Here is a 24,280-nt window from a genome sequence, read left to right as displayed (position 1 = left end):
AGTTGCAGAGCACATATTTATGCTTTACGAATTAACGATTTAATCTGGTCAACAATCGACCCTCTCACATATCGCATTGCCCTCTTTGGATCCTTGATACCCTTGACCATTAACCCCAGTAATTTCTTCCTTCGACCGCCATTGAATTGTATGTATAATCGATTCCCAACATGCCGCCATCGACTCGCGGCTGCTTCCTTACTGCCCGTCATGACTATCGCACCTGGCCATAAATTCGTCACTGACTGACGCATTGCCGCACGCTTTATTTTTTGACTTACGCCCGATGGAATCACACTTACGTACTTTTGCTTAGACTTGGAATCCCCGATCCCGACAACTGCTGTTAGCTCGCTGAACGCCATCAGGTCTTCGTAACGCTTCGCTTCTATAAACGCCATGAAATCGCTCAATGCTTCCTCTACTTTCATACCTTGCAAGTAGTCAGCGTACTGCTCGTATTCATCAGCCATAGCCAGCACCCCGATCTGGATGCCATTCATCGCAGCGATAACCGCGCTATTCTCTTCCAAATCCTTCAGAACAGGGACGACTCGTCTACCATCTTGTTTGAAGCCAATCAATGACCCATGCGGAGCTGAGAATAGGAATTCATACATCATAACATTTTCCATGATATGCTTACGCAGTTGATGCGGCCGCCCCAAGTTGAAGACGAATGCACTCACTTTGTCCGCGATATCCGTGTAGACATTCTCTATTGTGCCGAGATAATAGCCATATACGTTCATCCCTGTCATGTCGTGAAGCGCCTTATGCGTCGAAGCACGCCAGCCTACATCAACTACGTTCACGCGGTGTTTGCCTTCTATGCCTTGTTGCTGCAAATATGTTCGAAGAAGCTCTGCCTCTTCTTTTAAATGAGCCATAATATCAGGATATATTGACTTTAGTAATTCACGTGTGGCGTGAATGTCTCGTTGACCGCGGAGCTCATATGTAAAGTCAGATAAGCCAAACATCTCGAACTTATTATCATAATCTTTCAGCTTGTCTAATCTAAGATTGTCGAATATCTCTTGTAATGTAATGCTATGCCCTGGAACTTTATTGTTTGCTATGAGCAACTCAATCGCTTCATCTTGCGGTATATGGATAATATTCGGAATTTGATACGCACGTCTTGAAGCATATATATATTGTGCTTGAGGGACATCCGCGCGATGCAACGCCAATCTCTTATAGAGTAAGTACGGCAGATAACCGTCTCGTGAGAGGAAGTAAACATTCTCTTGACCCCTCAACCCTTCCATCAACCATGTCGTAAACCCGTAGAACAACGAAGAGACAGTCAACCTTCCGAAGCGCTCCCAGTAATCATATTCATCCGTCGTCTCGCATGCGTTAATCTGCAGAGCCTTCATGAGCGACTGTCGAAGCGTAAGACGGCCACGGCCGTTATCAATGACGCTCATCCCCGCACGTTCCCGCACGGATTTGTAATAATACGCATTAATACCTGCTTTTCTCGCATTCTCATAATCAGAAACGAGATTGTCACCGATGTGCAGCCAGCTCATGGTAGATGGGTATAAGTCCTGCAACTGCCGATAGCGGCTGCCTGTCGCCTTGGAGCAGCCATCCTCGCCCGACACCAACAACGCATCATACTGATCATATCCGTTCTTCAACAACAATTCGGTGAGTACAGTCGGAGGCAAATACATGTCTGAGATGAACAAGATGAGCTTGCCGCGCTCACGCGCATAGTCGTAGACCTGCTTTATGAAGCGATTGGCGACTGTGAACTTACGTTCCACTTCTAGCTCCAACTGCAATGCTTGCTCGCTTAGCGCTGTACCGATACGTTCCATTACAACTCGGTAGATATCATCGATAGTAATGTCCTCGCTCACAGAACGCCTTCGAGCTTCGCTCTCCGACGCGATCCGCAATCGCTTAAACTCCACTATCGCTATTCGTTGCTCGCTCAACGTCATCTCTACGATGTCAAAAATATCACTTGGATACAGCACATTGCGGAGCAAGGCCGTATCATAGATATCGAACGATATGTATTCATTCTGATCGATCAGTCGGCATATTTGTTCGAACTCCGCTTTCACTTTATCACGCATCACTATCACCTTATGCCCTTAATGCACTGTATTACCTACATGTACCAACACAATACAAAATGAATGATGTTTAGGCATTATTCTTAAATTCGGAAATGATCTCTTCAACTTTACCGATCTTCTTCACACAACCATGCTCCAGCCACAGTGCATTTTTACAAATTCTCTCAACCTGGCTTAATGAATGTGAAACAAATAAAACTGTAGTTCCCTCATCTTCAATCATCGACTTGATTTTCTTCTCGGATTTTTCTTTGAATTTAAAATCACCTACAGATAGCACTTCATCCACAATTAATATTTCCGGTTGAATGACTGTTGCGATAGAAAATCCGAGTCTCGCCTTCATACCCGACGAATAATTCTTCAATGGCGTATGAATGAATTTATCCAGTTCCGAGAAAGATATTATTTCCTCTAATTTGTCCTTTACGAACTTCTTCGAATACCCCATTAATAGCCCATTCAGATATATGTTCTCAACACCGGACAACTCGCCGTTAAAACCCGCCCCTAATTCGATCAATGGAGCGATAGCCCCTTTTGTCACTACCTTGCCTTGTGTTGGCTTTAGCACTCCCGCTATTATTTTCAGCAAAGTACTCTTCCCCGCGCCATTCAATCCAATGATTCCGAAGACATCGCCTTTGTTAACGGAGAATCCTACTTCTTTTAGCGCATGAAACTCTTCATACTGAATTTCTTTTCTTATTTTCTTAATAAAGTAATTTTTCAGAGAATCTAGTTTTTCAGAAGCTATCCGATATTTCATCGTTACATTCGAAACCTGAATCGCAATATCGCTCATCGGTTCTCACACCTCAACTCTATAAGTGATAAACGAACCGGTCTTGCGTTTTATAGAATACTAACAACCCGATTCCTCCATAAATAACCATATTCATAATCAAATATAGATGCGCCGATATATCGGGCATAGTATTATACATCAGGAAATCACGAAACATTTCAACAATAGGAAAAATCGGGTTCAACTTGATTAATGTCAAATACTTTTCCGGAATTATAGAAGCCGGATAAAAAATCGGTGTCATGTACATCAGCAATAACAAAAAAATCGAATACATATGTTTCATATCATTGAAAAACACCGTGATAGCAGAAAGCAACAGCCCAACTCCCGCTACAATAACCAACAAGTAAAAGAGCGGGAATACAATCATTAAATTAATCCAACGCAATGGAAGGCCCGTAATTACCATTGTCAATGCTAATGGCACCAAAGTAAGAATCGTTGTTATTAGCGATGAGACAACACGTGAAAGTGGAAAAAAATATTTAGGAACGTAAACCTTCCGAATCAACTGGCTATTGACATTGATGGAGTCCATGGCAAAGTTGGTGGCCTCCGAAAAATATTGATATACAAGCCTGCCTATCAAAACGTAAACCGGGAAATTGGGGATATTGTTTTTAAAAAACTCCATGAAAACAAGGCTCAGAACGACCATCATCAACAAGGGGTTCAACATGCTCCAAAGAACACCTAAAATCGAATTTTTATATTTAAGCTTTATATCTTTTCGCACTAACTCGAAAAACAAATCTTTATATTTGTATAGATTTTTAAAATATATGTCCATTTCAAACTCCCTTAACTTGTAAACGATTATTAATAATTCCAATTTTACAAATAATGATATCAATGATATCAAGGTTGCATTATTAGTTCCAGTTAATTTAAGTTAATTTCCCTCCTGACTAACAAATATTTTCAAGGTCTCCTCCATTCAACGGATTAGGTTTTGAAATTTAGTTTATATTCTAGTATTATAAAGGACCCATTGTTACTTTTTGTAGCTCGGCATCGTTCTCTTATTATACTTAAGTAATCATAAATAGTTTTCCTTTTTAATACTATGAAAAAATTTCTTTTTTTACCGAAACTTTTATCATCTAAATACGTTTAACTATATACTTGCTTAAAAAGTCACAAGGCAATAGCGCAATTATTTTACATATATGATGATCATTAGGAGAAACGAATGAAGACGAGTCTCAACCAAAAAAAACTTGCAAAGCCCGAAGCAAAAGATTTCTCGCTGATCAAATGGACCGGGCTAGTCGTAATTACCCTGCTGCTTTTTATTTACCCCTACAACAGTAGCAAGCTATTCGTCGGGTATTTATTGATGTACGAACGCTCGATTATCGGAGCGGAAATCGCTTTTTTCGTTCTCTTGCTTGCCGGGACCATCTACTTGTATAAGACCGCAAGATTGAACAGTTGGAAGTCGATAATATCTGCTTGCGTGTGGCTGCTGCCACTCACCTACTTAATTTCAAATGCGGGAGCCGCTTCGGTTCATCAGTCGCATATCATGATCTATATCTCGTTCATGTTGTCGTCCATCTTTTTACTGGGTCTATATTATGGCGACTCCACCAAGGCAAGGTTGTTGCTCCTCTACGGCATCCAGTTCTCGGGTTACGGCGTTGTTTTCTACGGACTTGCTAATATGTTCGGACAACGCTATTTTCCGGATGCACTCTGGTACCAACAAGAGGTATACCGAGTCACCGCGGTGTTCCAGTACCCGAATGCTTATGCCGCTTATCTTTCTGCCTTGTTTTTAGTCGGACTTTTTCTTATTGTACAAGTCCGATTATCGTATTTGCGTTTTATTCATGCCTTCATGCTCGTGCCAATTTGGGTGTCCTTCATGCTCACTTTGTCCCGGGGCGCCTTGGTTATCGTGCCAATATTGATTTTGCTCGTGCTGCCTTTCTTGAAGTTCAAGCAGCAATTGCTGTTTCTGCTTTATACCTGCATTTCAATACTCGCCTCCTTCGCGATTCTGGGCCGAACGACTTCAACCATGAATGCCATCGCTCCTCGGGTGCTTCCGAAGGCGGCAGGCGGCGATCCGAATCTGATATCAGTCTGGTCCAAATTACCGCTTGAGGGCTGGTCCTTGATTGTCATTGCGGGCCTTATATCCGCAGGCGTGATACTATTGTTGCACCAACTGCTTAACGAGCGCTTGGAAGCAAGATTCAAGGCATTTGCCGCAACCAGACGATCGTATGCAGTCGTTCCCGTTGCACTGGTCGTCATTACCTTGGCAGGTGCCTCCCTGCTCCTAGCCAGCAGCAGCATACGTCAATTATTGCCTGGCGAAATCGCCGATCGACTCGAGAACATCAACCTCAATCAACACAGCGTGCTCGAACGCGGAACGTTTTATAAAGACGCGTTGAAGATTTCTGCCGATTATCCCGTTTTCGGGGCAGGCGGCGGAGGATGGAATGCTCTCTACGAGAAATACCAAAATAACCCGTATAGCAGCAAACAGGTTCATAGCTTTTACCTGCAAACGCTTGTTGAAACCGGTTGGGTAGGACTGCTCGTTTTAATCGGTTTCATCGCCTGCGTATTTTACATTTACATACGAAGTTATATCAAGGACAACGAAGAAGACAAATCCCACTTTGCATTCTATATCATAGTTGTTTCTCTTCTCGTGCATAGCGCAATCGATTTTGATATGAGCTATATCTATCTGGCAATCTTGGTCTTCTTATCGCTGGGATTAATGGGAGCCGCTTACGGCGAACGAATGGCACTTCCCCAGAAGATTCGCCAGGACGAAATTTCGGGAAAAGTCTGGAAGATCGGTTTTCCCATAGGCATCGCCTTGCTGGCATCCATTATGTTGATCGGTTCTTGGAGATCCTATATGGCCGATTCCTATTATCGTAATGCTATTTCACTTGCCTCCGACAAGCAGCATCAACTGAAAGATTTAATTCCTCCGCTTGACGATGCCATTAAGTATTCGCCGAGCAATCCCGAATATCTCCTGCGCGAAATCGATTGGTTGAATCAAGCTTTCAATCAAACGAGGGATCAGCAATACTTGCAAAGCATTTCGTTATTAGTCAATCAGCTTCGGAGATCCGAGCCCTACAATCGAGATCTATTCCTAGTTGAATTTACGCTGGATAAAAACCTGGGGAATACCGATAAAGCACTATACGTACTCGAAGCAGGCATTAAAACCAGGCCTTGGGACATTGAATTTTACGAACGTACAATTTGGGAATATGCGCAAGCAGGTATCGCTGAGAAGACTACCGACACGACAGGCGCCCTTAAGAAATGGAAACGCGCCCAAGAACTCTACGACGAAGTTATTGCTAGAATCGACCTTCTGAAAGAATTGCCAACCGAACAACTGCAAGGACGGGACTTCAGCGTAACGCCGCTTATTCGTTTAGCGATCGGACAAATCGACGTTGAACAAAAGAACTATAAGGAAGCAGTCGACATCACCAAACCGCTAACAAAACATAAACTGGACGAAAAGTATGTAGCGAATGCATTACAAGTCTATCTGGATGCTCTAAATGCCCAAGGAAAAGACGATAAAACAATAAGAGGGAAATTACAAGATTTTAATATTAAATCGGAGAAATAGTTGCTCTTTGTGAAATTCAAACTATATTTTGTGACAATTTCAATGAAATTCCCCTTCTTTTTTACATTTATTGACCTACTATATCGTAGTGAGATATTATATAATAACTTCTGGTAAATGATCTCTTTTGATTCCAATGAAAGGAGGTGAAAACATAACATGAAAAAGCTTCTTAAGAACAAAACAGCGGCAGTTCTTGTCTTTGCAATGATTGTTTCCGTATTTACTCCGATTATCGCTTTTGCTGCGACATTCAACGTCACTCAGAACAATAATCAACTTTCGGGTTCGGTTACTTTGACTGATGCTGAATACAGTGCTCTCACAGGCGATCGCAGTACAATTACGGTCGGCGTCTACGGACCAAACGGTCAGTACGGCGTTGCAACGGCTACATACAGCAATGGAGCATACGTATTTGATCAAGCAATTACGATCACTCAAAATACTTACCTTCAATATGGCCCAACAAGCCGTACGGTTGGCGAGTACACGTACTCTACTAGCAACGGTAGCTCTGCATACTTCCCGCCTGTAACTATGGACGTTATCAACGCTGACGGAACTGTTAACCGCGATGCTCTTATCAACTTGTTCAATGCTAACGCAGACGCTACGGTTTCTTCGAAATCCGATGTCGTTCTGCTGCCTGCCGACGCTCTGGCTAAAGGCAAGTCCCTGACCATCATTTTGGAAAACGGTACTTCCTACACCCTGCCAATCGCCGCGTTGAAACTCGAAGATCTCGCTAAATCCCTCGGGGTTGAGCTGAAGGACCTTGTGATCCGCGTTGAATTGAAAAAAGTAACTGGCGATACTGCTGACAAAATCGGCGCAGCCGTTACTGCAGCAGGCGGTAAACAGGTTGCTCCAGCTGTCGACTTCAAAGTCGTTGCAGTTGGAGGTGGCAAAGAACAAGAAATTACGACATTCGGCCAGTACGTTAACCGTACGATCGGCCTGAATGAAGTTGCGGCTGATACGTCCAACCTTGTTGGCGTTTTGTACGATCCAGCAACGGGTACGTTCACTTTTGTGCCAACTACCTTCAATACTGAGAACGGCAAAACGATTGCAACGCTGAAACGTAACGGCAACAGCATCTACACTGTCATCCAAGCGAAAGCCGTATCCTTCGCGGATCTGGCTGGAAACTGGGCACAGAAAGATGTTGAGGCTCTCGCAAGCAAATTGATCGTTAACGGTACGTCTGCTAACAAATTCGAACCGAAACGTAATATTACTCGCGCTGAGTTTGCAGCTTTGGTCGTTCGCGCATTGGGTCTTGAAGTATCCGGTTCGACTTCGCAATTCAAAGACGTCGCTTCCAACCAATGGTACGCTGCTACGGTCGCTACGGCGGTTAAAGCAGGTCTGATCACGGGTTATGAAGACGGTACTTTCAAACCGAACGCGAACATCACTCGTAAAGAACTGTCTGCTATCGTAGCTCGCGCATTGAAATTCGCGGGTAAAGATGTCACGCTGACGGATGCGCAAGTATCTACGGCACTGGCAAGCTTTAAAGATGCGGACAGCCTGGGCTGGGCAAAAGGCGAAGTTGCTGTTGTCGTAAGCGAAGGTATCGTTAAAGGCCAAACTGCTACTACGGTAGTAGGTAACGCCAATGCGAACCGTGCTGAAGCAGCTACAATGATCGCACGTTTCCTCGGTAACGTTGGTTTCATCAAATAGTCTTTGACTATTGAGATCCAACTTCCAGCAAAGAAGCCCCCACTCATCGTGGGGGCTTCTTTGGTTATATCGACAAAGCGCTTCCAATTCTAGTGAAAATGGCGAGCAATAATAGGAAATGAAGTGAATTGATATTAGGTATGCTCTCTCGCTCCGCATAGTAGCATAGTAGCATTACCCCCGCATATACGCCGCCAATGCCGCCCGCCAGTGTCTCAAGCCCTGCATCCCCTGCCGCCCGATTGCGCCATGCCGCAGCACCGAATACGCCGGCCTCGGCGCGGGGCGCGGAAAGTCGGCCGTCGTGCACGGCAGCAGCTTTACGCCCGCAGCGCCGCTCTCTTCCAGGATAGCCTGCGCGAACTGGTACCAGGAGCACACCCCGGTTCCGGTCGCGTGATAGATGCCGTAATGCTCCGTGCGCACGAGACGGATCAGGAATTCCGCCAAATCCAGCGTATAGGTCGGGGAGCCCAGCTGGTCCATCACGACCCGGATCTCGTCGCGCGTCTTCGCCAGCTCGCGAATCGTTTCCACGAAATTGCGTCCATGCTTGCCGTAGACCCAGGACGTGCGGACGATAAACGTCCGGCCGCCGATCGCCGTCGCCTCCTGCTCGCCCGCCAGCTTGGACTTGCCGTATACGGTGCGGGGCTTTGTCTCTCCGCTCTCCTCGTACGGCTCCGAAGCCGTGCCTTCGAATACGTAATCGGTGCTGACGTACACCAGCTTCGCCCCGAATTCCCTTGCCGCGAGCGCGATATTGCGCGTGCCCTCCGCGTTGATGCGGAAGGCCTCCGCCGGCTCCGACTCCGCCTGGTCGACGGCCGTATAGGCCGCGCAATGAATAACCGCGTCCGCCTGATAGCGCTTGACGACCTCGCGGCAGTTCTGCAGGTTCGTCACGTCAAGGCCTCCGCGGCCGAAGCCAAGCATGCTGATGCCCTCCTGCTGCAGCCCCGGCAGCGCCAACAGCTCCTGCCCGAGCTGGCCGTTCGCCCCCGTCACGATGATGCGCATCGGTCTTGTTGTCATGATCCGCCCAACTCCTCGCCGTTCGTCGAATGCCCTTCGTTGATGCCGAGATAGGCGCCCGTAGCAACCTGCTCCATCCATGCTGCATTGTCGATGTACCATTCGATCGTGGCCTGTATGCCCCGTTCGTACGGAAATTGCGGTTGCCAGCCCAAGGCGGTGCGGATTTTGTCCGCGTCGATCGCGTACCTGCGGTCATGGCCGAGCCGGTCCGGGACATGCTTGATCAGGGAAGCCGGCTTGCCGAGCGCCTCCAGAATCGTCGTCACGACCTCCAGATTCGTCCGTTCGTTGCGCCCGCCGACGTTGTACACCTCGCCGGGCGCCCCCCGGTGCAGCACGAGATCGATCGCGCTGCAGTGATCCTCCACGTAGAGCCAATCGCGCACGTTCAGCCCGTCGCCGTAGACCGGCAGCGGCTTATCCTGCAGCGCCTGCGCTATCATGAGCGGGATCAGCTTCTCCGGGAATTGATAGGGACCGTAATTGTTGGAGCAGCGGGTGATGTTCACATGCATGCCGTACGTCTCGTGGTACGCCCGCACCAACAGATCCGCCGCGGCTTTGCTCGCGGAATACGGACTGTTCGGCGATAACGGCGTCGATTCCGTGAAAAGGCCAGACGCCCCCAAGGAGCCGTACACCTCGTCGGTGGATACCTGCACGAATTTACTCACGCCATGCGCCTTCGCCAGCTCCAGCAGCGTATGCGTCCCGACCACGTTCGTCGTCACGAACACGTCCGGCTGCGCGATGCTGCGATCGACATGGGATTCGGCGGCGAAGTGGATCACCGCGTCCACGCCCGACTCGAATAACGGCAGCATCGCGGCCCTGTCCCGAATATCCGCCCGGACGAACCGGTAGCGCCCGTCCGCCGGTTCAATGCTTGCCAAATTGGTTATATTACCTGCATACGTTAACGCGTCCACATTCAGGATCGAATAGGACGGGTACGCCTTGCGCATATAATGAACGAAGTTGCTGCCGATGAAGCCCGCTCCGCCCGTAATCATCAGTTTCACGCTGTCTTCACCTCGCGTAAGTAAAGTTCGACTCCGCATCGCGGAGCATGGGATGCTTGGCGTCTTTGGCCGACAAAACGGACGGCTGGAGCGGCCATGCGATGGCGAGCGCCGGGTCGTTCCAGGCAATGCCCCGATCGTCGGATTGCGAATAGTACGCATCGACTTTATACAGCACTTCCGTATCGGCCTCGAGCGTCATGAATCCATGCGCGAAGCCTTGCGGGACGAGCAGCTGCTTCTTGTTGCCGGCCGACAGCGCGAAGCCTTCCCAGCGGCCGAACGTCGGCGACCCGCGGCGGATATCGACGACGACGTCGTAAATGCTGCCCGCGATCACCCGGACCAGCTTCGTCTGCGCGCTCGGCTCCAATTGGTAATGCATGCCGCGCAGCGTCCCCGGCACCGCGGACAACGAATGATTATCCTGGACGAATACGTTCGTTATCCCGTGCTTCGCCAGCGCTTCGCGGTTGTAGCTCTCCATGAAAAAGCCGCGGGCGTCCTGAAAGCTGGCGGGTTCGATAACCTTCACGCCGGGGAGTCCCGCATCGGACACGATCATATGGCTCACCCATTTCAACGGTAATACTTCATGTATATTCCGGAAGGGGCCGCTTTGCTTCGAGCTTGGCCCAAGCGGTATGGGAACCCTGGGAAATGATCATGCTAGAAGATGTTCCGGCGTCCGATGAATTTTCAAACCGACTTTACAAACATTTATGTTGATTTATTGGACGAGAACGGGGATAATGAAGTGGAAAAACGATTACATATTATTAGGAGGTTTTTGACCAATGGCACACACATTGCCCGCTTTGCCTTATGCAAACAATGCTCTTGAACCGCATATCGACGAAACCACGATGATGATTCACCACGACCGTCATCATAACACTTACGTGACGAATCTTAACGCTGCCCTGGAGTCCGCTCCCGAGCTGCAAGACAAATCCGTCGAAGACCTGATCGCCGACCTGAACAGCGTACCGGAAGCGATCCGCACGGCTGTCCGCAACAACGGCGGCGGCCACGCGAACCACTCCCTGTTCTGGGAAACGATCGGACCGAACGCGGGCGGCGCGCCTACGGGCGCTCTTGCCGATGCGATCGCGAACGAATTGGGCGGCTTCGATCAATTCAAAGCCGATTTCGCGAAAGCGGCAACGACGCGTTTCGGCAGCGGCTGGGCTTGGCTCGCGCTGAGCAACGGCAAATTGAAAGTGTACAGCCTGCCGAACCAAGACAGCCCGATCATGGAAGGCGATACGCCGATCCTGGGTCTGGACGTCTGGGAGCACGCGTACTACCTGAACTACCAAAACAAACGCCCTGACTACATCGCGGCGTTCTGGAACGTCGTGAACTGGGCCGAAGTCGGCAAACGTTACGACGCTGCCAAGTAATCGACTTGCTCCTGCGGGACCTTCGCGCTTTCGGCGCGGAGGTTCTTTTTATGTGGAAAAAGCCACGAGTGCAGGGCATCGGCCGCGGGCAGGAGAGTTGGAGCTAACGGGACGGCAAAAAGGCTGACATTCGGCGATTAGGATCGCCTGTTGTCAGCCTCTTTGCTGCGTCGTTTTTGCTTCCGGCGCACAGCAGTTCATGCGCAGTTAGTCATGGCCAATCGTTGCCATTCATGCAATTCGCCAACATCCCGGACCGAAGCCCATGGTGCTTAAACCATTGCCGGTTCGCCGCTCGCCGGCTCGTTATTCCGACGCGCGATCGACGGCGGACAGCGTGAACGCGAAGCTCATCGCCCGTTCGGCCGGGATGCGGTACTCCTCGTGCACCGGCGCGCCCCAGCTGTCGTCCCCGCCGACGCCCATTTGGCGCCCCGCCACGGTCACGACGGTGTAATGAACGCCCGGCAGCTCGTAAGGATGCGCGGCCTGCTCCAGCTCGAAGGCCGTGTACGGCGAAACGCAGCACTCCACCGGCGCGGACGGCGGTGCCGCCAGCTGCAACCCGATCCCGCGGCCGTCCGTAATGCGCAAGCGGCGAACGCCCGTCCGATTGCCGGACTCCTGCGGAACCAGATACGCGGAGGGCAGTTCCGCAACCTTGCGGCCGAACACGCCCAGGCGCGCGCCGAAGGCGCGATCGATGTAATTCTCCTCGGGTCCCATCGCGTACCATTCCGTTTCGCCGTAATCGGCGGACAGCTTGAACGACAGCGCTACGATCGGCACGTCCGGCAGCCCTGCCGCCCCCGAGTAATCCATCCGGACGTTCACGCTTCCGTCCGCGTGGACCGTATAGGCCGTCCGGACGCGAAGCTCCGCGCTGATAGAGAAGCCGTAATCGAACCACACCGTCGCCCGGTCGCCGGTTTCCGCCGCTTCCAGCGCGACGCCGACGCATTTGCGCGCCAGGCTTGCCGCATACCACACGCCCGCCTCGAAGCCGAGGCTCGCGCCTTTGTCGTTATCGGTCGTCGCCCGCCAGAAGAGCGGCATCGGCGGAGCCGCGATCATCTCCCGCCCGCCGTACCGGAGCGAGACGAGGGAACCGGCCTGCTTCGAGAACAGGACGCTGAAGCCGTCCCCGGTCACGCCGATGTTGACGTCGCCTTCGACGACGCGAACCGATCCCGCCGGCGTCGCGGCCGCAGCCGCGTCCGATTGCGCCGCCGCGACCTCGAACAGCTCTTCGCCGAAAGCGACCTCATGGCCGGCTTCCGCCCAAGCTTCCGCGTCCTTCAGTACAAGAGCCGCATGAATCGCGTACTCGCCCGGTCGCGCCATGGCCTCGGCCGGCAGATCGAACGGTACGAATGCCTCGCTCCCCGCTTCGACCGCCGCTTCGCCGGTCCAGCCGTGCACCTCGGCGCCGTCCCGATATAGTCGTACCGTTAACGACCATCGCTTCGTATTCGCGAACAAATTCTCGTTCACGATCCTCACGCCGTCGCGCGTCGGCTGCAGCTTCACGTTCTGGTACAGGAATTTGACCTCCTGCATCTTCGGCGAGACGCGCCGGTCCGCGAACACGATGCCGTTGCCGCAGAAGCTGTAGTCCGTCGGCCGGTCGCCGAAATCGCCGCCGTAGGCGAAGAACTCGTTCCCGTACCGGTCCCGCGCCATCAGCGATTGATCCATGTAATCCCAGATGAAGCCGCCCTGGTACATCGGATACCGCTGCTCGAGCTCCGTGTATTTGTGCATGCCGCCGACCGAATTGCCCATCGCGTGCATGTATTCGCAGCTGATGTACGGCTTCGCGGGATTGCTCTCGAGATAGGCGATGATATCCTCCGGCTTCGCGTACATGCGGCTCTCCATATCGCTGGTCGCGTCATACTCGCGGTTGTGGAACACGCCTTCGTAATGGACGAGCCGGCCCGGATCCCGCTCGCGGAAATAATTCGAAGCGTCCAGGATCACTTCGCCCGCGTAAGATTCGTTGCCGCAGGACCAGATCAGGATCGACGGATGATTCTTGTCGCGCTCGAGCATCGATTGCGCGCGGTCCAACACCGCTCCCCGCCATTCCGGCCGGTTGCCGGGAATGTTCCAGGAGGGCTCGACGGCGCCCATCTTCTGCCACGAGCCGTGCGTCTCCAGGTTCATCTCGTCGATGACGTACAGGCCGTACTCGTCGCACAGCTCGTACCACAGCGTCTGGTTCGGATAATGCGACGTCCGCACGGCGTTCAGGTTGTTTTGCTTGATCGTCTTGACGTCCCACAGCATGTCTTCGGCCGTGATCGCCCGGCCGCGGCGAACGTTGAACTCGTGACGGTTCACGCCCCTGAAGACGATTCGTTTGCCGTTCAGGCACATGAGGCCGCCGATCAGCTCGAACCGGCGGAAGCCGGTCTTCTGCACGATCGCTTCGACAAGCTCGCCGCGCGCGTCGAAGACGGACAAGCAGACGCTGTACAAGTGAGGCAGCTCGGCGCTCCACGTCTTCACGGCCCCCGCGTTCGCCTCGAGCGTCAGCTTGCCGCCGCCGAAGACGCCTTCCGCAGCGGTAACGACATGGCCGTCCGCATCCTTGAGCGTCAGCTCCGCGCGAGCCCCCGCGTCGTCGCCGTCCCGGGAGTCGAGCAGCGCCAGATCGACGCGCAGCGTGCCGATTTGATAGCTGTCGTCCAATTCCGCGCGAACCTGCAGATCCTGGACATGGACCTTCGGCACGGTATACAGGTACACGTCGCGGAAGATGCCCGAGAACCGCCAGAAATCCTGATCCTCCAGCCAGCCGCCGGTGCTGCGCTGGAACACTTCGACGGCGAGCTTGTTGTCGCCTTCCCACAAGTACGGCGTAAGCTCGAACTCCGAAGGCGTGAAGCTGTCTTCGCCATACCCGACGAATCGGCCGTTCAGCCAGACGTAGAATGCCGATTCCACGCCTTGGAAGGAAATGTAGAGCGGCCCGCGCATCGTCTCGGGCAGGCGGAACGTTCTCGCATAGCTGCCGACCGGATTGCTTGCCGGAAGATCGGGGGGCCGGACGGCGTCAAGGCCGTCCCAAGGGTACATCGTATTGACGTATTGAAGCTGCCCGTAGCCCTGGAGCTGAATATGCCCGGGCACTTGAATGTCGTCCCAGCCGCCGCAATCGTAGTCCGTTTCGTGGAATCGCTCCGGCCGGCTTGCCGCGTTCGCCGCGTAATGGAATTTCCAATTGCCGTTCAGCGAATACCGCATGCTCATCGGCGACTGCCGCGCGGCTTCCTCCGTCGTGCGGTAATAGCGGTGATCGGAATGCGCCGCTAGCCGATTCACTTGATACACCGTCGGATCGCCGAGCCATCCGATGTCGGCTGTCGTTGCTTTCACTTTCCGTTCCTCCTTGGCTGATCCGCCTGGATCGCTAGCATCTCTATTGTAGGCTTAATTTTGGCCGCGTGCAGGCTTATTTGACCGAGCCCGTCATTCCCGCGACGAAATGCTTCTGCATCAGGAAGAAGACGATGGCGGTCGGCAAAGTCGCGATCAGGATCACGAGCATGTTCACGCCGTAATCCGGCGCGTAGCTCGAGCCCAGGTTGGAGATCAGGAGCGGAATCGTCCGTTTCTCCGGCGACTGCAGCACGACGAGCGGCCACAAATAGTTGTTCCAGCTGGACATGAACGTGATGATCGCCGCCGCCGCGTACGATGTCCGCATCGTCGGCACGTAGATGCGGAAGAAGACGCCTAGCTCGTTCAAGCCGTCGATCCGGCCGGCCTCGAGCATGTCCTTCGGAAACATCTTCGTGCTCTGGCGGAAGAAGAAGATGAGAAACGCCGTCGTGACCGTCGGCAGGACGACCGCCGACATCGTGTCGATCCCGATCGCAGGGATGACCCGCGTGATCGTGCCGAACATCCGGTACAGCGGCACCATGAGCGCCGCGAACGGAATCATCATCGACAGCAGCAGGATATTGAAGACGATGTCCTTCGCCCGGCTGCGGTAAATCTCGAAGCCGTAACCCGCCAGCGAAGCGATCAGCAGCGCGAGCACCGTCGTCGAGATCGAGATCTTGGCGGAGTTGAGCAGGGCCGGGCCGAGCGCGATCTGGTCGACGATCTTGCTGAAGTTGGCGCCCAGGTTCGAGCCCGGAAGAAGCGAGCCTTTCGTGACGTCGACCGACTTGTTCGTCGCGCTGACGATCATCCAGAGAAACGGAAAAATCGAGATCGCGGCCGCCACGCTCAAGAATACGTAGGTGAATATCCGTTTAGCCATTTCTGTCACCTGCCAGTCTGAACTGAAGAATGGAGAAGATCACGATCAGGATGACGACGCCGTACGAGACGGTCGCCGCGTAGCCGAAGTCGGGCGTGTATTTGAACGATAGATTGTAGATGTACTGCGACAGCGTCGTGGTCGCATTGCCCGGTCCGCCCTTCGTGATGTTCATGACCTCGTCGAACAGCTGCAGCGTGCCGATCGTCGACGTGATCGACGTGAACAGGATGATCGGCTTCAGGAGCGGCACCGTGATCTGGCGGAACTGGCGGAATGCCGATGCGCCGTCGATGCGCGCCGCCTCGTAGATCGAGTTGTCGATGTTCTGCAGGGCAGACAAATAGAAAATCATGTTATATCCGGTCCAACGCCAGGTGATGGCGATTATGATCGTGATTTTAGCCCAAAACGGGTCGGTAATCCATTGGATGGGGGCGCCGATCAGATGCAGCTTCAGCAGCGCCGTATTGATAAGTCCGTCATTGCCGAACAAGTACTTGAAAATAACCGAGTACGCGACGAGCGACGTGACGGCCGGCAGAAAAATGGCCGTGCGGAAAAAACCCTTCAGCTTCAGCTTGCTGTCGTTCAGCAGCACCGAGATGAACAGGGCGAGCAGGATCATGATCGGCACCTGCACGATCAGGAAGATGAACGTGTTCTTGAGCGCGGTGAGGAAGGTCTTATCCTTGAACAGCCTGGCGTAATTGTCTCCCCCCACGTAATGGAGGTTCGTGCCCGTTCCCGTTTGGAACGACAGCATGAGCGCCTTGACCATCGGGTAAAAGTAAAACGCGCAGATCAACAGGACGGCCAGCGCAATGAACGACCAACTGATCGCGCTCGTTCTCGCTTTGATATTCATGCTTGCTCTCGCTTTGCTCACGGTGGCGGCCAGCTCCTTTCCATCTCGGGAATCATCATAATGACCTTGGGCCGACCCGCGCCGGATCGCCGATCGAATCGCGGCGCGGCGCGGAACCAGGTCCAAGGTCTCGTCGGTCCGATTGTTACTTCACCTGCGCGTCGGCTTGGCTTTGCGCGTCCTTCAAGACGTCGTCAAGCGGTTTGCCGTTCAGGAAGTTTTGAATTTCGACGATCAGGATATCTTCGATGGCGTACGTATGCAGGCCGTAGTTCACGTTCGGAATTTTCGTCGTCCAGTTGGCGAAGTCGGAGACGATCTTCTGGCCGCCGAAGAATTCGTTCGCCGCGGAGAACGCTTCGCCGGAAGCCGCCGGTTTGTACGTGCCGATGGCGCCGACGTCGGTGACGAACTTCTGGTAGAGATCCACGTCCGAGCCGAAAGTGTCCTTCAGGAACGCCGCCGCTTTTTCCTTGCCCGGCACGTTCAGCACGTACCACGAGCTGCCGCCGATGCTCGTCGCGTGGACGGAATTCGGCGTCTTGGCCAGCTTCGGCATCGGCGCGATCGCCCATTTGCCGGATTGCGACGCTTCCGCCGTGATGGAAGGCGTGAACCAGTTGCCTGTCGGGATGGAAGCCACGGCGCCCGTATTGTAGTTCGCGACGAGGGAGCTCCAGTCGGAATGGGTCTTGACGATGTTGGCGCCCATCAGCTTCTTATACACCTCGAACGCTTCTTTCATGGCCGCGTTATTCGCGATGTTCGGCGTTTTGCCGTCCGCGTCCAGGTACCACAAGCCCGCGGATTGGATCATCATGCGGATGACGCCGAGATCGTTCGGGTCAAGCGAGATCCAGTCTTTGCCCGTTGCGGCTTTGACTTTTTTGCCGATCTCGATGTACTGGTCCCACGTGATGTCCTGCAGGTCGGAGATCTTGTAGCCCGCTTGCTCCAGATAATCCGTTCTTACGTACAGGCCCGCCACGCCGGAGTCGAACGGCACGCCGTAATGCTTGCCGTCGACCGAAGTCGGTCCAAGCTTGTAATCCGCGAAGTCTTCGGCTTTGATCGAGCCGCTGAGGTCGTAGAACATATCCGGATACGCCTGCAGGAAGCTTTGCGCGCGGTAATCTTCGATCAGCACGATATTCGGCAAGCCTTTGGTCGTGCCGGAGCTCATGCCCGTGTTCAGCTTCTGCACGATATCGTTCTGGGCATTCTCGATGATATCGACCGTCAAGTTCGGGTCTTTCGCCGCGTAGGCGTCCTTGGCGAGATTCATCGCTTTAATGTTAAAGTTGGGGTCCCATGCCCAAACCGTGATTTTGCTGGCCTTATCGCCGCCGTTCCCGCCGCTGCTATTGCCGTTGTCCGCCGTATCGTTCGATTTCGACGAGCACGCCGAGAGCACGAGCACGCAAATTACGAGTAATCCGATCAGTTTCTTCACTTTCATGACCTCCGGTTCTCTTTTCGTTGTCTTTGTAAGCGTTTACTAGCTCACTGCTTTATGATAGCATTCCCTGAAATTCGCTCGTTAGCACGATCTTTACAACGACTTGTCATATTCTTATACGATGCGGCTAGCAGCCTTTCGCGGTTTGGACAATCTTTAGAAAGTAGGAGGATCCTTAGGTTTCAGGAGCGGAATCCGGATCCGCACGCGCGTTCCTTCCCCGATGTCGCTCGTAATCGTCACCCCGAACCCTTCGCCGAACAGCAGCTTGATGCGGTCGTTGACGTTGCGCACGCCGATCCCGCTGAACAGCTGGCGCTTGCTGACCGGCTTCGGAATCTCGCCGCTCAGGTTCATCCCGTCCCCGTTGTCGACCACCTCGCAGACGAGCGACGAGCCCTCCTGCGTCACCATGATGTGGATGTAGCCCTCGGCCTTCTCGTTGAACGCATGGAAGAAGGCATTCTCGATGAAAGGCTGGATCATCAGCTTCGGGATCCGGTACGCCAGACAGTCCGGCGCGATGAAGTAGCTGACGCGGATCCGTTCGCCGTACCGCACCTGATTGATGAGCACGTAGCTTTTCAAATTATCCAGCTCCTGCTGGACCGTGATCATCTCGCTGACGTTGCCGATCGCGTTCTGCAGCAGCGAGATCAGCGCGTTGATGGTCTCCGCCGCCTTGTCCTTGCTGCCCTGCTGCACCATGAATTTCACGGACGCGAGCGTATTGTACAGAAAATGCGGGTTGATCTGCTGCTGGAGCGCCTCGAGCTCCGCGTTGCGCCGCTGCTTCTGGGTTTCGACCAGCTGGCCGACGTACGCGTTCAGCTCGTCGATCATCGCGTTGAACGCGATGCCGAGCTGCCGCGTCTCGTAGCTGCCGTCGACTTTGACATGGCGGTCGAACTCGTATTTGGAGATCGTCGAGATCTGCTTCACGAGCCGGGTCAACGACTTCGTCAGGTTGCGCGAGATGAGAAACACGATCAGCACCGTCGCGGCCACGATCGCCATCACCATGAGCGCGATCCGCCGCGTATCGGTCAACTGCCCGAGGACCTGCTGCTTGTCGATCACGTTGACCATGTACAGGTTCAAGCCGCCGAGCTGCTCCGCGAGCAGCAGCTGATCCTTGCCCATGACTTCGGCGTTCTTGTAGCGAAGGCCCTTGGCATCGATTTCCTTCGCATAGCGAAGCAGCTCCGCCGATTGCCGGCCGATCCAATCGCCGCGGTTCGACGACACGATCGTCCCCTGCCCGTCCAGCACGGCGACGTCGTTGCCGGCGCTCGTATTGCTGTCGTAGAAGCGGGCGAAATACGGCTCGCGCACCGCGAAATACATCATCCCGTACACGGCCCCGCTTCGGTCGACGAGCGCCTTGGAAGCGATGATCGCCGGCTGAAGCCCCGGATTGGCCGACGCGCCGGCATCGTCGTACGAATAGATGAGCTTGCGCGGCTCCGCCAGCGAGCGCTTCGTGATGGGATGCTCGGCGAGAACGCTGTCGGGCACCGGCCAGTACGAACGATCCGTGGAATAGCGCCTGCCGTTCACGCCGGTGACCGTGATGCCGATATCGTACGCGTCCACGCTGGAACGGTAGCGGTTCATTTGCTGTCCCATCAAGTAATAGGCGTTGAACATCTCGCTGGAATCGCCGTCGTCTTCGGTCAGGAACTGCCGGATCGTTCCGCTTTGGGCGATTTTATTCATCGTGACGATGATGGAATAGTTGAAGGAGTCCAGGCTGCTTTGAATTTGGTTGATCACCTTCGAATTCGTGATGCTGAACGTGTCGATGAAGACGCGGCTGGAGATGTTGATCGTCGTCCACGTCGTCGTCACCGATACCGCCACGATGCCGGCCGCCATGACGAGGAACATTTTCACGAACAGCCCGTTGTATTTGAACCGATCCAATACGTTTCTCATGCTTCACCCGCTCATCTCATGGATTGCTGCCGGTAACGGCTCGGCGACAGGCCGGTGTGCTTCTTGAACACTTTGCAAAAGTAACTGTGGTCGGAATAGCCGACCATGCCGCTGATCTCCGAGATCGACGCTTCGCCGGCGCGCAGCAGCTCCTCGGCCTTCTCCAGCCGGACGCGGTGCACGTAGTCGACGAAGCCTTCGTTGTGATGCGAAGAGAAGTAGCTCGACAGATACGAAGGATTGAAGTGAAAATGCTTCGCCATCTCCGTCAAATTCAGCGGTTCGGCATAATGCGCATGGATATAATCCAGCAGCCGCTTCATGTTGGCGTTGCCGGCCTGCTCGGTCTTGTCGGCGATGCACTGCTTGGCCTCCGCGACGAACGCTTCCAGCAGACCCGCGGCCGCGGCCGCGCTCCGGGACTCCTCGATCGCCTTGAAATAGTCGTACTTCTTGCTCTCGAGCGGCGCGACGGCGTAGCCCATGTTGCCGAGCAGCACCGTAACGTTGAACATCAGATTGTTGAGAAACGACTTGAACGCGAACACGTCCGTCGTGTAGTCGTTCGTATAAGAGACCATGTATTCGCGCAAATAATCGAACGCCGCATCGAAGCGCTCCCGCTTGAACGCCTCCGTAAACCGGTTCAGGTTGAACGGCTCCTGCGCCTGCGGCGGCTCCGGCAGCTCGTTGTACACGAGCAGCTTCTTGCGCGGGAAGTAGAACGCGTAGTCCATCAACCGAAGCAGGCTCTTCTTGTACACGGTCGCCAGGCGCGGCAGCTCCGAGAACGGCTCGCTGACGATGATCGCCGCCTCGAGCTCCGGCCGGGCCACCGCGTCCGCCATCGTTCTTGCCCAGAACGGCAGCAAGCTGAGGATGGGATAATCCAAATTGAACAGCACGACGATCATGGCCGCGTCCGTCTTCAGGCTGTGGTAGACGAATTGATGCGCGTAAAGCGCTTGTTTGCCAAGCTCATCCTCCATCCGCTGGCGAATATCGCCGATCTCCTGCTTCGTGACCGGTCTTCCCCGCAGATCCAGGCCGAGCAGGCAAAACATGCGGTGGGGAAATGCCTGGGCCAGCTCGCCTCCCATGTGCAGATCGCCCTGCTCGAAGCCGGCCAGCAGCTTCTCGAGCACCGTCTTCACGGACGGGCCGTGCTTGCCTCCGCCTCCGCCGGCTTGCAGCGACGGCATCTTATCGGCGACGGTCTTCAGCACGTCCAGCAGCTGCCCGGTATCGAGCTTCGGTTTCAAAATATAATCGCGGACGCCGCTTTGGAACGTCGAACGCACGTAATCGAAGTCGCCGAAGCTGCTCAGGACGATGACCTCGATCTCCGGATGATGCAGCTTGATCCGGCGCGTCAGCTCTTCCCCGTCCATCACCGGCATGACGAGATCCGTCAGCACGATATGCGGCTGCAGCTCTTCGATCAGCGCCAGCGCTTCTTTGCCGTTCGACGCTTCCCCGACGATCTGGAAGCCTTCCTGCTCCCAGTTCATGTAATGCTTGATGCCGTTCCGGATCAACGCCTCGTCGTCGACGATCAACAGCCTGCAATAAATCGACATTATTCGTTCCCCCTCGATCTGCCAAAAAATAATAGGTTCATTATAACCGATATGCCCGATCGGATTCTTGCGCGCCGTTTATCGGTCGAATGCGTCTAAATACCTAACATCCATTCCGAAATACCCAGCTGCATTCGACAATTATTAACAAATTATTGAGAAATCATGTTATAATTTCTACCATATAAAGCTAAATAGAGGGTTGGGGATGCCTGATGTTTCATTGGCTGGGTTTGCGGAAAGGGTTGCCGCTTTGGTGGTCGTACAAGCTGAATAAGGAGATGGAGGACGACGTCGCGGATATATTCGAGGGCATCGCGGATACGCGGATGAATCTGCTGCAGGCTTGGACGACGGAATACTGGGACCATCTCGACCGGCTGCTCGCGCAGCTGTCCGCGGGTGCCGGAGCCGGCCCGCTCGGCAACGCTCAAGCCGCCTGCGAGCGGCTGTTCGCGGAGACCCGCACGCGGGCCGCGGATTTCTCGGAGCTGTTCCTGCTCGACGCCGAAGGCCGCGTCGCCTGCTCCACGGATAGCCGCCACCGCGGCGATACGTACGGCTCCGGCAGCCTGATCGCCCCCGGAATCGCCTATGCCCGGAGCGTTCCGGGCGGGCGCAAATGCCTGTTCGGCCCCTACGCCGATCCGTTGACGCTGAAGCTCGGTCCGAGCACGTCGTCGTTCCACGACAAAATGACCCTGCTCTTCATCACCCCGGTCATGGTGAACGGCGAATGGCAGGGCGCCTTGTGCGGACGCGTGCCCAACGACGTGATCGGCGATTTGATCCAACGCGAATCCGGTCACGTGTACCCCGACTCCGGCGACAATTATTTGTTCATGGCGAAGCCGGCGCTGAACGCGGGCATCGCGCCCGGCACCGCTTTGTCGCGCAGCCGGTTCGAGGACCGGACGTTCACCCGCGGGGAGAACCTGAAGGACGGCGTCTCCACGGACTGGGGCACCGTTTCCGTGCGGGAACACACGGAGCTCGAACTGATCTTCACCGATCCCGCCACGGGGCAGCTGCATCCCGGGGTCGCCGATACGATCCGCCAAGGCAGCAACCTGTTCGTCGCCTTCCCCGGCTATTCCGATTACCGGCACATCCCCGTCATCGGGAAAGGCGTGACGTTCCGGCTGCCCCACTGCCCGGATGTATGGGGGATGATGTGCGAGGGCGATCTGGAGGAAGTCTACCGGATCCGCAGCATCCGCTGGACGCAGTTCAGGCATTCGCTGGGCTGGCTCGCCGGTCTTGGCGCGCTCGGCACCGTTCTGGCCTACTTCCTGTCCGCCGGCGACCTGCCCGTCATCGGCGCCGTCGCCGTCGGGCTGTTCAATCTCCTGTTCGGCTTGTCCATGGTCTGGTCGCTCGATCGCCGGGGCAACCGCGAGACTGCCCGCCAGATGCGGCGGCTCAACCGATTCATCCGCATCAACGCCGAAGGCAAAGGCGACCTGACGCAGCGGCTCGACACGAGCGCGTTCGCGAACAACGAAACCCGCGATTTGGCCAAGTGGATCAACAACATGATCGACTCCCTCGAAGGCGTCATGCTGCAGGTGAAGCTCGCTTCCGGCGACGTGCTGACCAATCAGCGGATCCTGCTGGAGACGACGGGCGCGACCGCGGGCACGACGGAGCGGGTAAGCGGCAAAATCAACGAAATGATTCTCGGCATCCGCAGCCAGCTCAAGGATATCGACAACGCGAAGGACGCGGCCGGCGAGATGCGGGAAACGCTCCGGCGGCTCGAGGACAAGGCGTCCGCGAACATCGGCGTCGCGCAGGGCGAGCTCGTCCGGATCACGGACAAGATGCGGCAGATCGCCGATCGCGTGACGGAAACGAATCGGTCGATCGAGGCGTTCATGGTGACGACGGAGGACATCCGGAGCGTGCTCGGCGTGATCGAGGAAATCTCGGCGCAGACCCATCTGCTCGCGCTCAACGCTTCCATCGAAGCGGCGAGGGTCGGCGAGCAGGGCAGAGGTTTCGCCGTCGTCGCGGCCGAGATCAAGAAGCTGGCGGATTCGACCCGGCAATCGACGGAAGAGGTGCACGGCATCGTCCGGCATATTCACGAGAACGCGCAGCGCGCCACCGAGACCATGGGCGAGGGCACGCGGGTCGTGGCCGAAGGCACCGCGCTGGTGGCGGCGGCCTCGGAGATTTTGAACCATACGCAGGAAGACGACTCGCTCAAATCGCAGATTATCGACGAGGTCGTGGCGATCATGGAGAAAATCGCCCTCGTCAGCAAACAGAACCGCCGCATCTCGGCGGAAGTCGAGGGCACGGTGCAGGAGCTGCTCGGAGACTTCCTTCACGTCCGCCATACCTCCAATCACGTCGAGGCGATCACGGGTCTGCTGCAGCAGCTGGTCGGGCAATTCCGGCTAAGCGACGCCCGTATACGTTAGTGTAGTAAAGCGTTAAACCAACAAC

General features: G+C 54.5%; 16 protein-coding genes. 4 read left to right on the top strand and 12 right to left on the bottom strand.

Features of this window, described 5'->3' with window-relative positions; all coding sequences use genetic code 11:
- Positions 1–17 precede the first annotated feature (17 nt).
- The 3 genes from GT019_RS27150 to GT019_RS27140 all read right to left on the bottom strand — a co-directional run bounded on the left by GT019_RS27150 (position 18) and on the right by GT019_RS27140 (position 3,703).
- A complete protein-coding gene (locus GT019_RS27150; RefSeq protein ID WP_161746583.1) occupies positions 18–2,099 on the bottom strand; it encodes an HAD-IA family hydrolase in 2,082 nt (693 codons plus the stop codon).
- Between the two features lie 70 nt (positions 2,100–2,169).
- Entirely contained in the window at positions 2,170–2,907 is a 738-nt protein-coding gene (locus GT019_RS27145; RefSeq protein ID WP_161746582.1) for an ABC transporter ATP-binding protein, read from the bottom strand.
- A 19-nt stretch (positions 2,908–2,926) separates the two neighbouring features.
- Positions 2,927–3,703 carry an ABC transporter permease gene (locus GT019_RS27140; RefSeq protein ID WP_161746581.1) on the bottom strand — a complete coding sequence of 259 codons (777 nt, stop codon included), beginning with the start codon at positions 3,701–3,703 and terminating at the stop codon, positions 2,927–2,929.
- A 402-nt stretch (positions 3,704–4,105) separates the two neighbouring features.
- Here GT019_RS27140 and GT019_RS27135 point away from each other — a divergent pair, with 402 nt between their 5' ends.
- Together GT019_RS27135 and GT019_RS27130 are read left to right on the top strand one after the other, a co-directional pair.
- Positions 4,106–6,541 carry an O-antigen ligase family protein gene (locus tag GT019_RS27135; RefSeq protein ID WP_161746580.1) on the top strand — a complete coding sequence of 812 codons (2,436 nt, stop codon included), beginning with the start codon at positions 4,106–4,108 and terminating at the stop codon, positions 6,539–6,541.
- A gap of 159 nt (positions 6,542–6,700) precedes the next feature.
- A complete protein-coding gene (locus tag GT019_RS27130; protein ID WP_161746579.1) occupies positions 6,701–8,236 on the top strand; it encodes an S-layer homology domain-containing protein in 1,536 nt (511 codons plus the stop codon).
- A gap of 174 nt (positions 8,237–8,410) precedes the next feature.
- On the opposite strand, the gene rfbD is transcribed toward GT019_RS27130, so the two are convergent.
- From rfbD to rfbC, 3 genes are read right to left on the bottom strand one after another with little or no spacing between them, the layout of a single operon-like run.
- The gene (gene rfbD, locus GT019_RS27125) at positions 8,411–9,256 is read right to left on the bottom strand and encodes a dTDP-4-dehydrorhamnose reductase (RefSeq protein WP_161746623.1); all 846 of its coding nucleotides are present in this window, start codon (positions 9,254–9,256) and stop codon (positions 8,411–8,413) included.
- 11 nt (positions 9,257–9,267) lie between these two features.
- A complete protein-coding gene (rfbB, locus tag GT019_RS27120) occupies positions 9,268–10,296 on the bottom strand; it encodes a dTDP-glucose 4,6-dehydratase (protein ID WP_161746578.1) in 1,029 nt (342 codons plus the stop codon).
- A 7-nt stretch (positions 10,297–10,303) separates the two neighbouring features.
- A complete protein-coding gene (rfbC, locus tag GT019_RS27115) occupies positions 10,304–10,861 on the bottom strand; it encodes a dTDP-4-dehydrorhamnose 3,5-epimerase (protein ID WP_161746622.1) in 558 nt (185 codons plus the stop codon).
- Between the two features lie 232 nt (positions 10,862–11,093).
- On the opposite strand from rfbC, the gene GT019_RS27110 reads away from it, so the two are divergent.
- Complete coding sequence (locus GT019_RS27110) at positions 11,094–11,702, top strand: superoxide dismutase (protein WP_161746577.1); 609 nt, start codon at positions 11,094–11,096, stop codon at positions 11,700–11,702.
- 306 nt (positions 11,703–12,008) lie between these two features.
- On the opposite strand, the gene GT019_RS27105 is transcribed toward GT019_RS27110, so the two are convergent.
- The 6 genes from GT019_RS27105 to GT019_RS27080 form a co-directional block, all read right to left on the bottom strand.
- Positions 12,009–15,086, bottom strand: coding sequence for a glycoside hydrolase family 2 TIM barrel-domain containing protein (locus GT019_RS27105; RefSeq protein ID WP_161746576.1), 3,078 nt, complete (start codon positions 15,084–15,086; stop codon positions 12,009–12,011).
- A gap of 76 nt (positions 15,087–15,162) precedes the next feature.
- Complete coding sequence (locus GT019_RS27100; RefSeq protein WP_161746575.1) at positions 15,163–15,981, bottom strand: carbohydrate ABC transporter permease; 819 nt, start codon at positions 15,979–15,981, stop codon at positions 15,163–15,165.
- Positions 15,974–16,849 carry a carbohydrate ABC transporter permease gene (locus GT019_RS27095; protein ID WP_161746621.1) on the bottom strand — a complete coding sequence of 292 codons (876 nt, stop codon included), beginning with the start codon at positions 16,847–16,849 and terminating at the stop codon, positions 15,974–15,976. Before GT019_RS27095 ends, GT019_RS27100 begins: the two co-directional genes overlap by 8 nt.
- A 145-nt stretch (positions 16,850–16,994) precedes the next feature.
- Entirely contained in the window at positions 16,995–18,302 is a 1,308-nt protein-coding gene (locus tag GT019_RS27090; protein ID WP_161746620.1) for an ABC transporter substrate-binding protein, read from the bottom strand.
- Between the two features lie 162 nt (positions 18,303–18,464).
- Positions 18,465–20,246 (bottom strand): cache domain-containing sensor histidine kinase, encoded by a 1,782-nt coding sequence (locus GT019_RS27085; protein ID WP_161746574.1) that lies wholly within the window; start codon positions 20,244–20,246, stop codon positions 18,465–18,467.
- An 11-nt stretch (positions 20,247–20,257) separates the two neighbouring features.
- Entirely contained in the window at positions 20,258–21,826 is a 1,569-nt protein-coding gene (locus tag GT019_RS27080; RefSeq protein WP_161746573.1) for a response regulator transcription factor, read from the bottom strand.
- A gap of 215 nt (positions 21,827–22,041) precedes the next feature.
- Here GT019_RS27080 and GT019_RS27075 point away from each other — a divergent pair, with 215 nt between their 5' ends.
- Complete coding sequence (locus GT019_RS27075; RefSeq protein ID WP_161746572.1) at positions 22,042–24,255, top strand: methyl-accepting chemotaxis protein; 2,214 nt, start codon at positions 22,042–22,044, stop codon at positions 24,253–24,255.
- Positions 24,256–24,280: the final 25 nt, after the last annotated feature.

It is taken from the genome of Paenibacillus glycinis (assembly GCF_009909185.1).
GTDB classification, from domain to species: Bacteria; Bacillota; Bacilli; order Paenibacillales; family Paenibacillaceae; genus Paenibacillus_Z; species Paenibacillus_Z glycinis.
The sequence above is the reverse complement of the archived record's forward strand: the minus strand, read 5'-3'. Positions and strand labels throughout refer to the sequence as shown.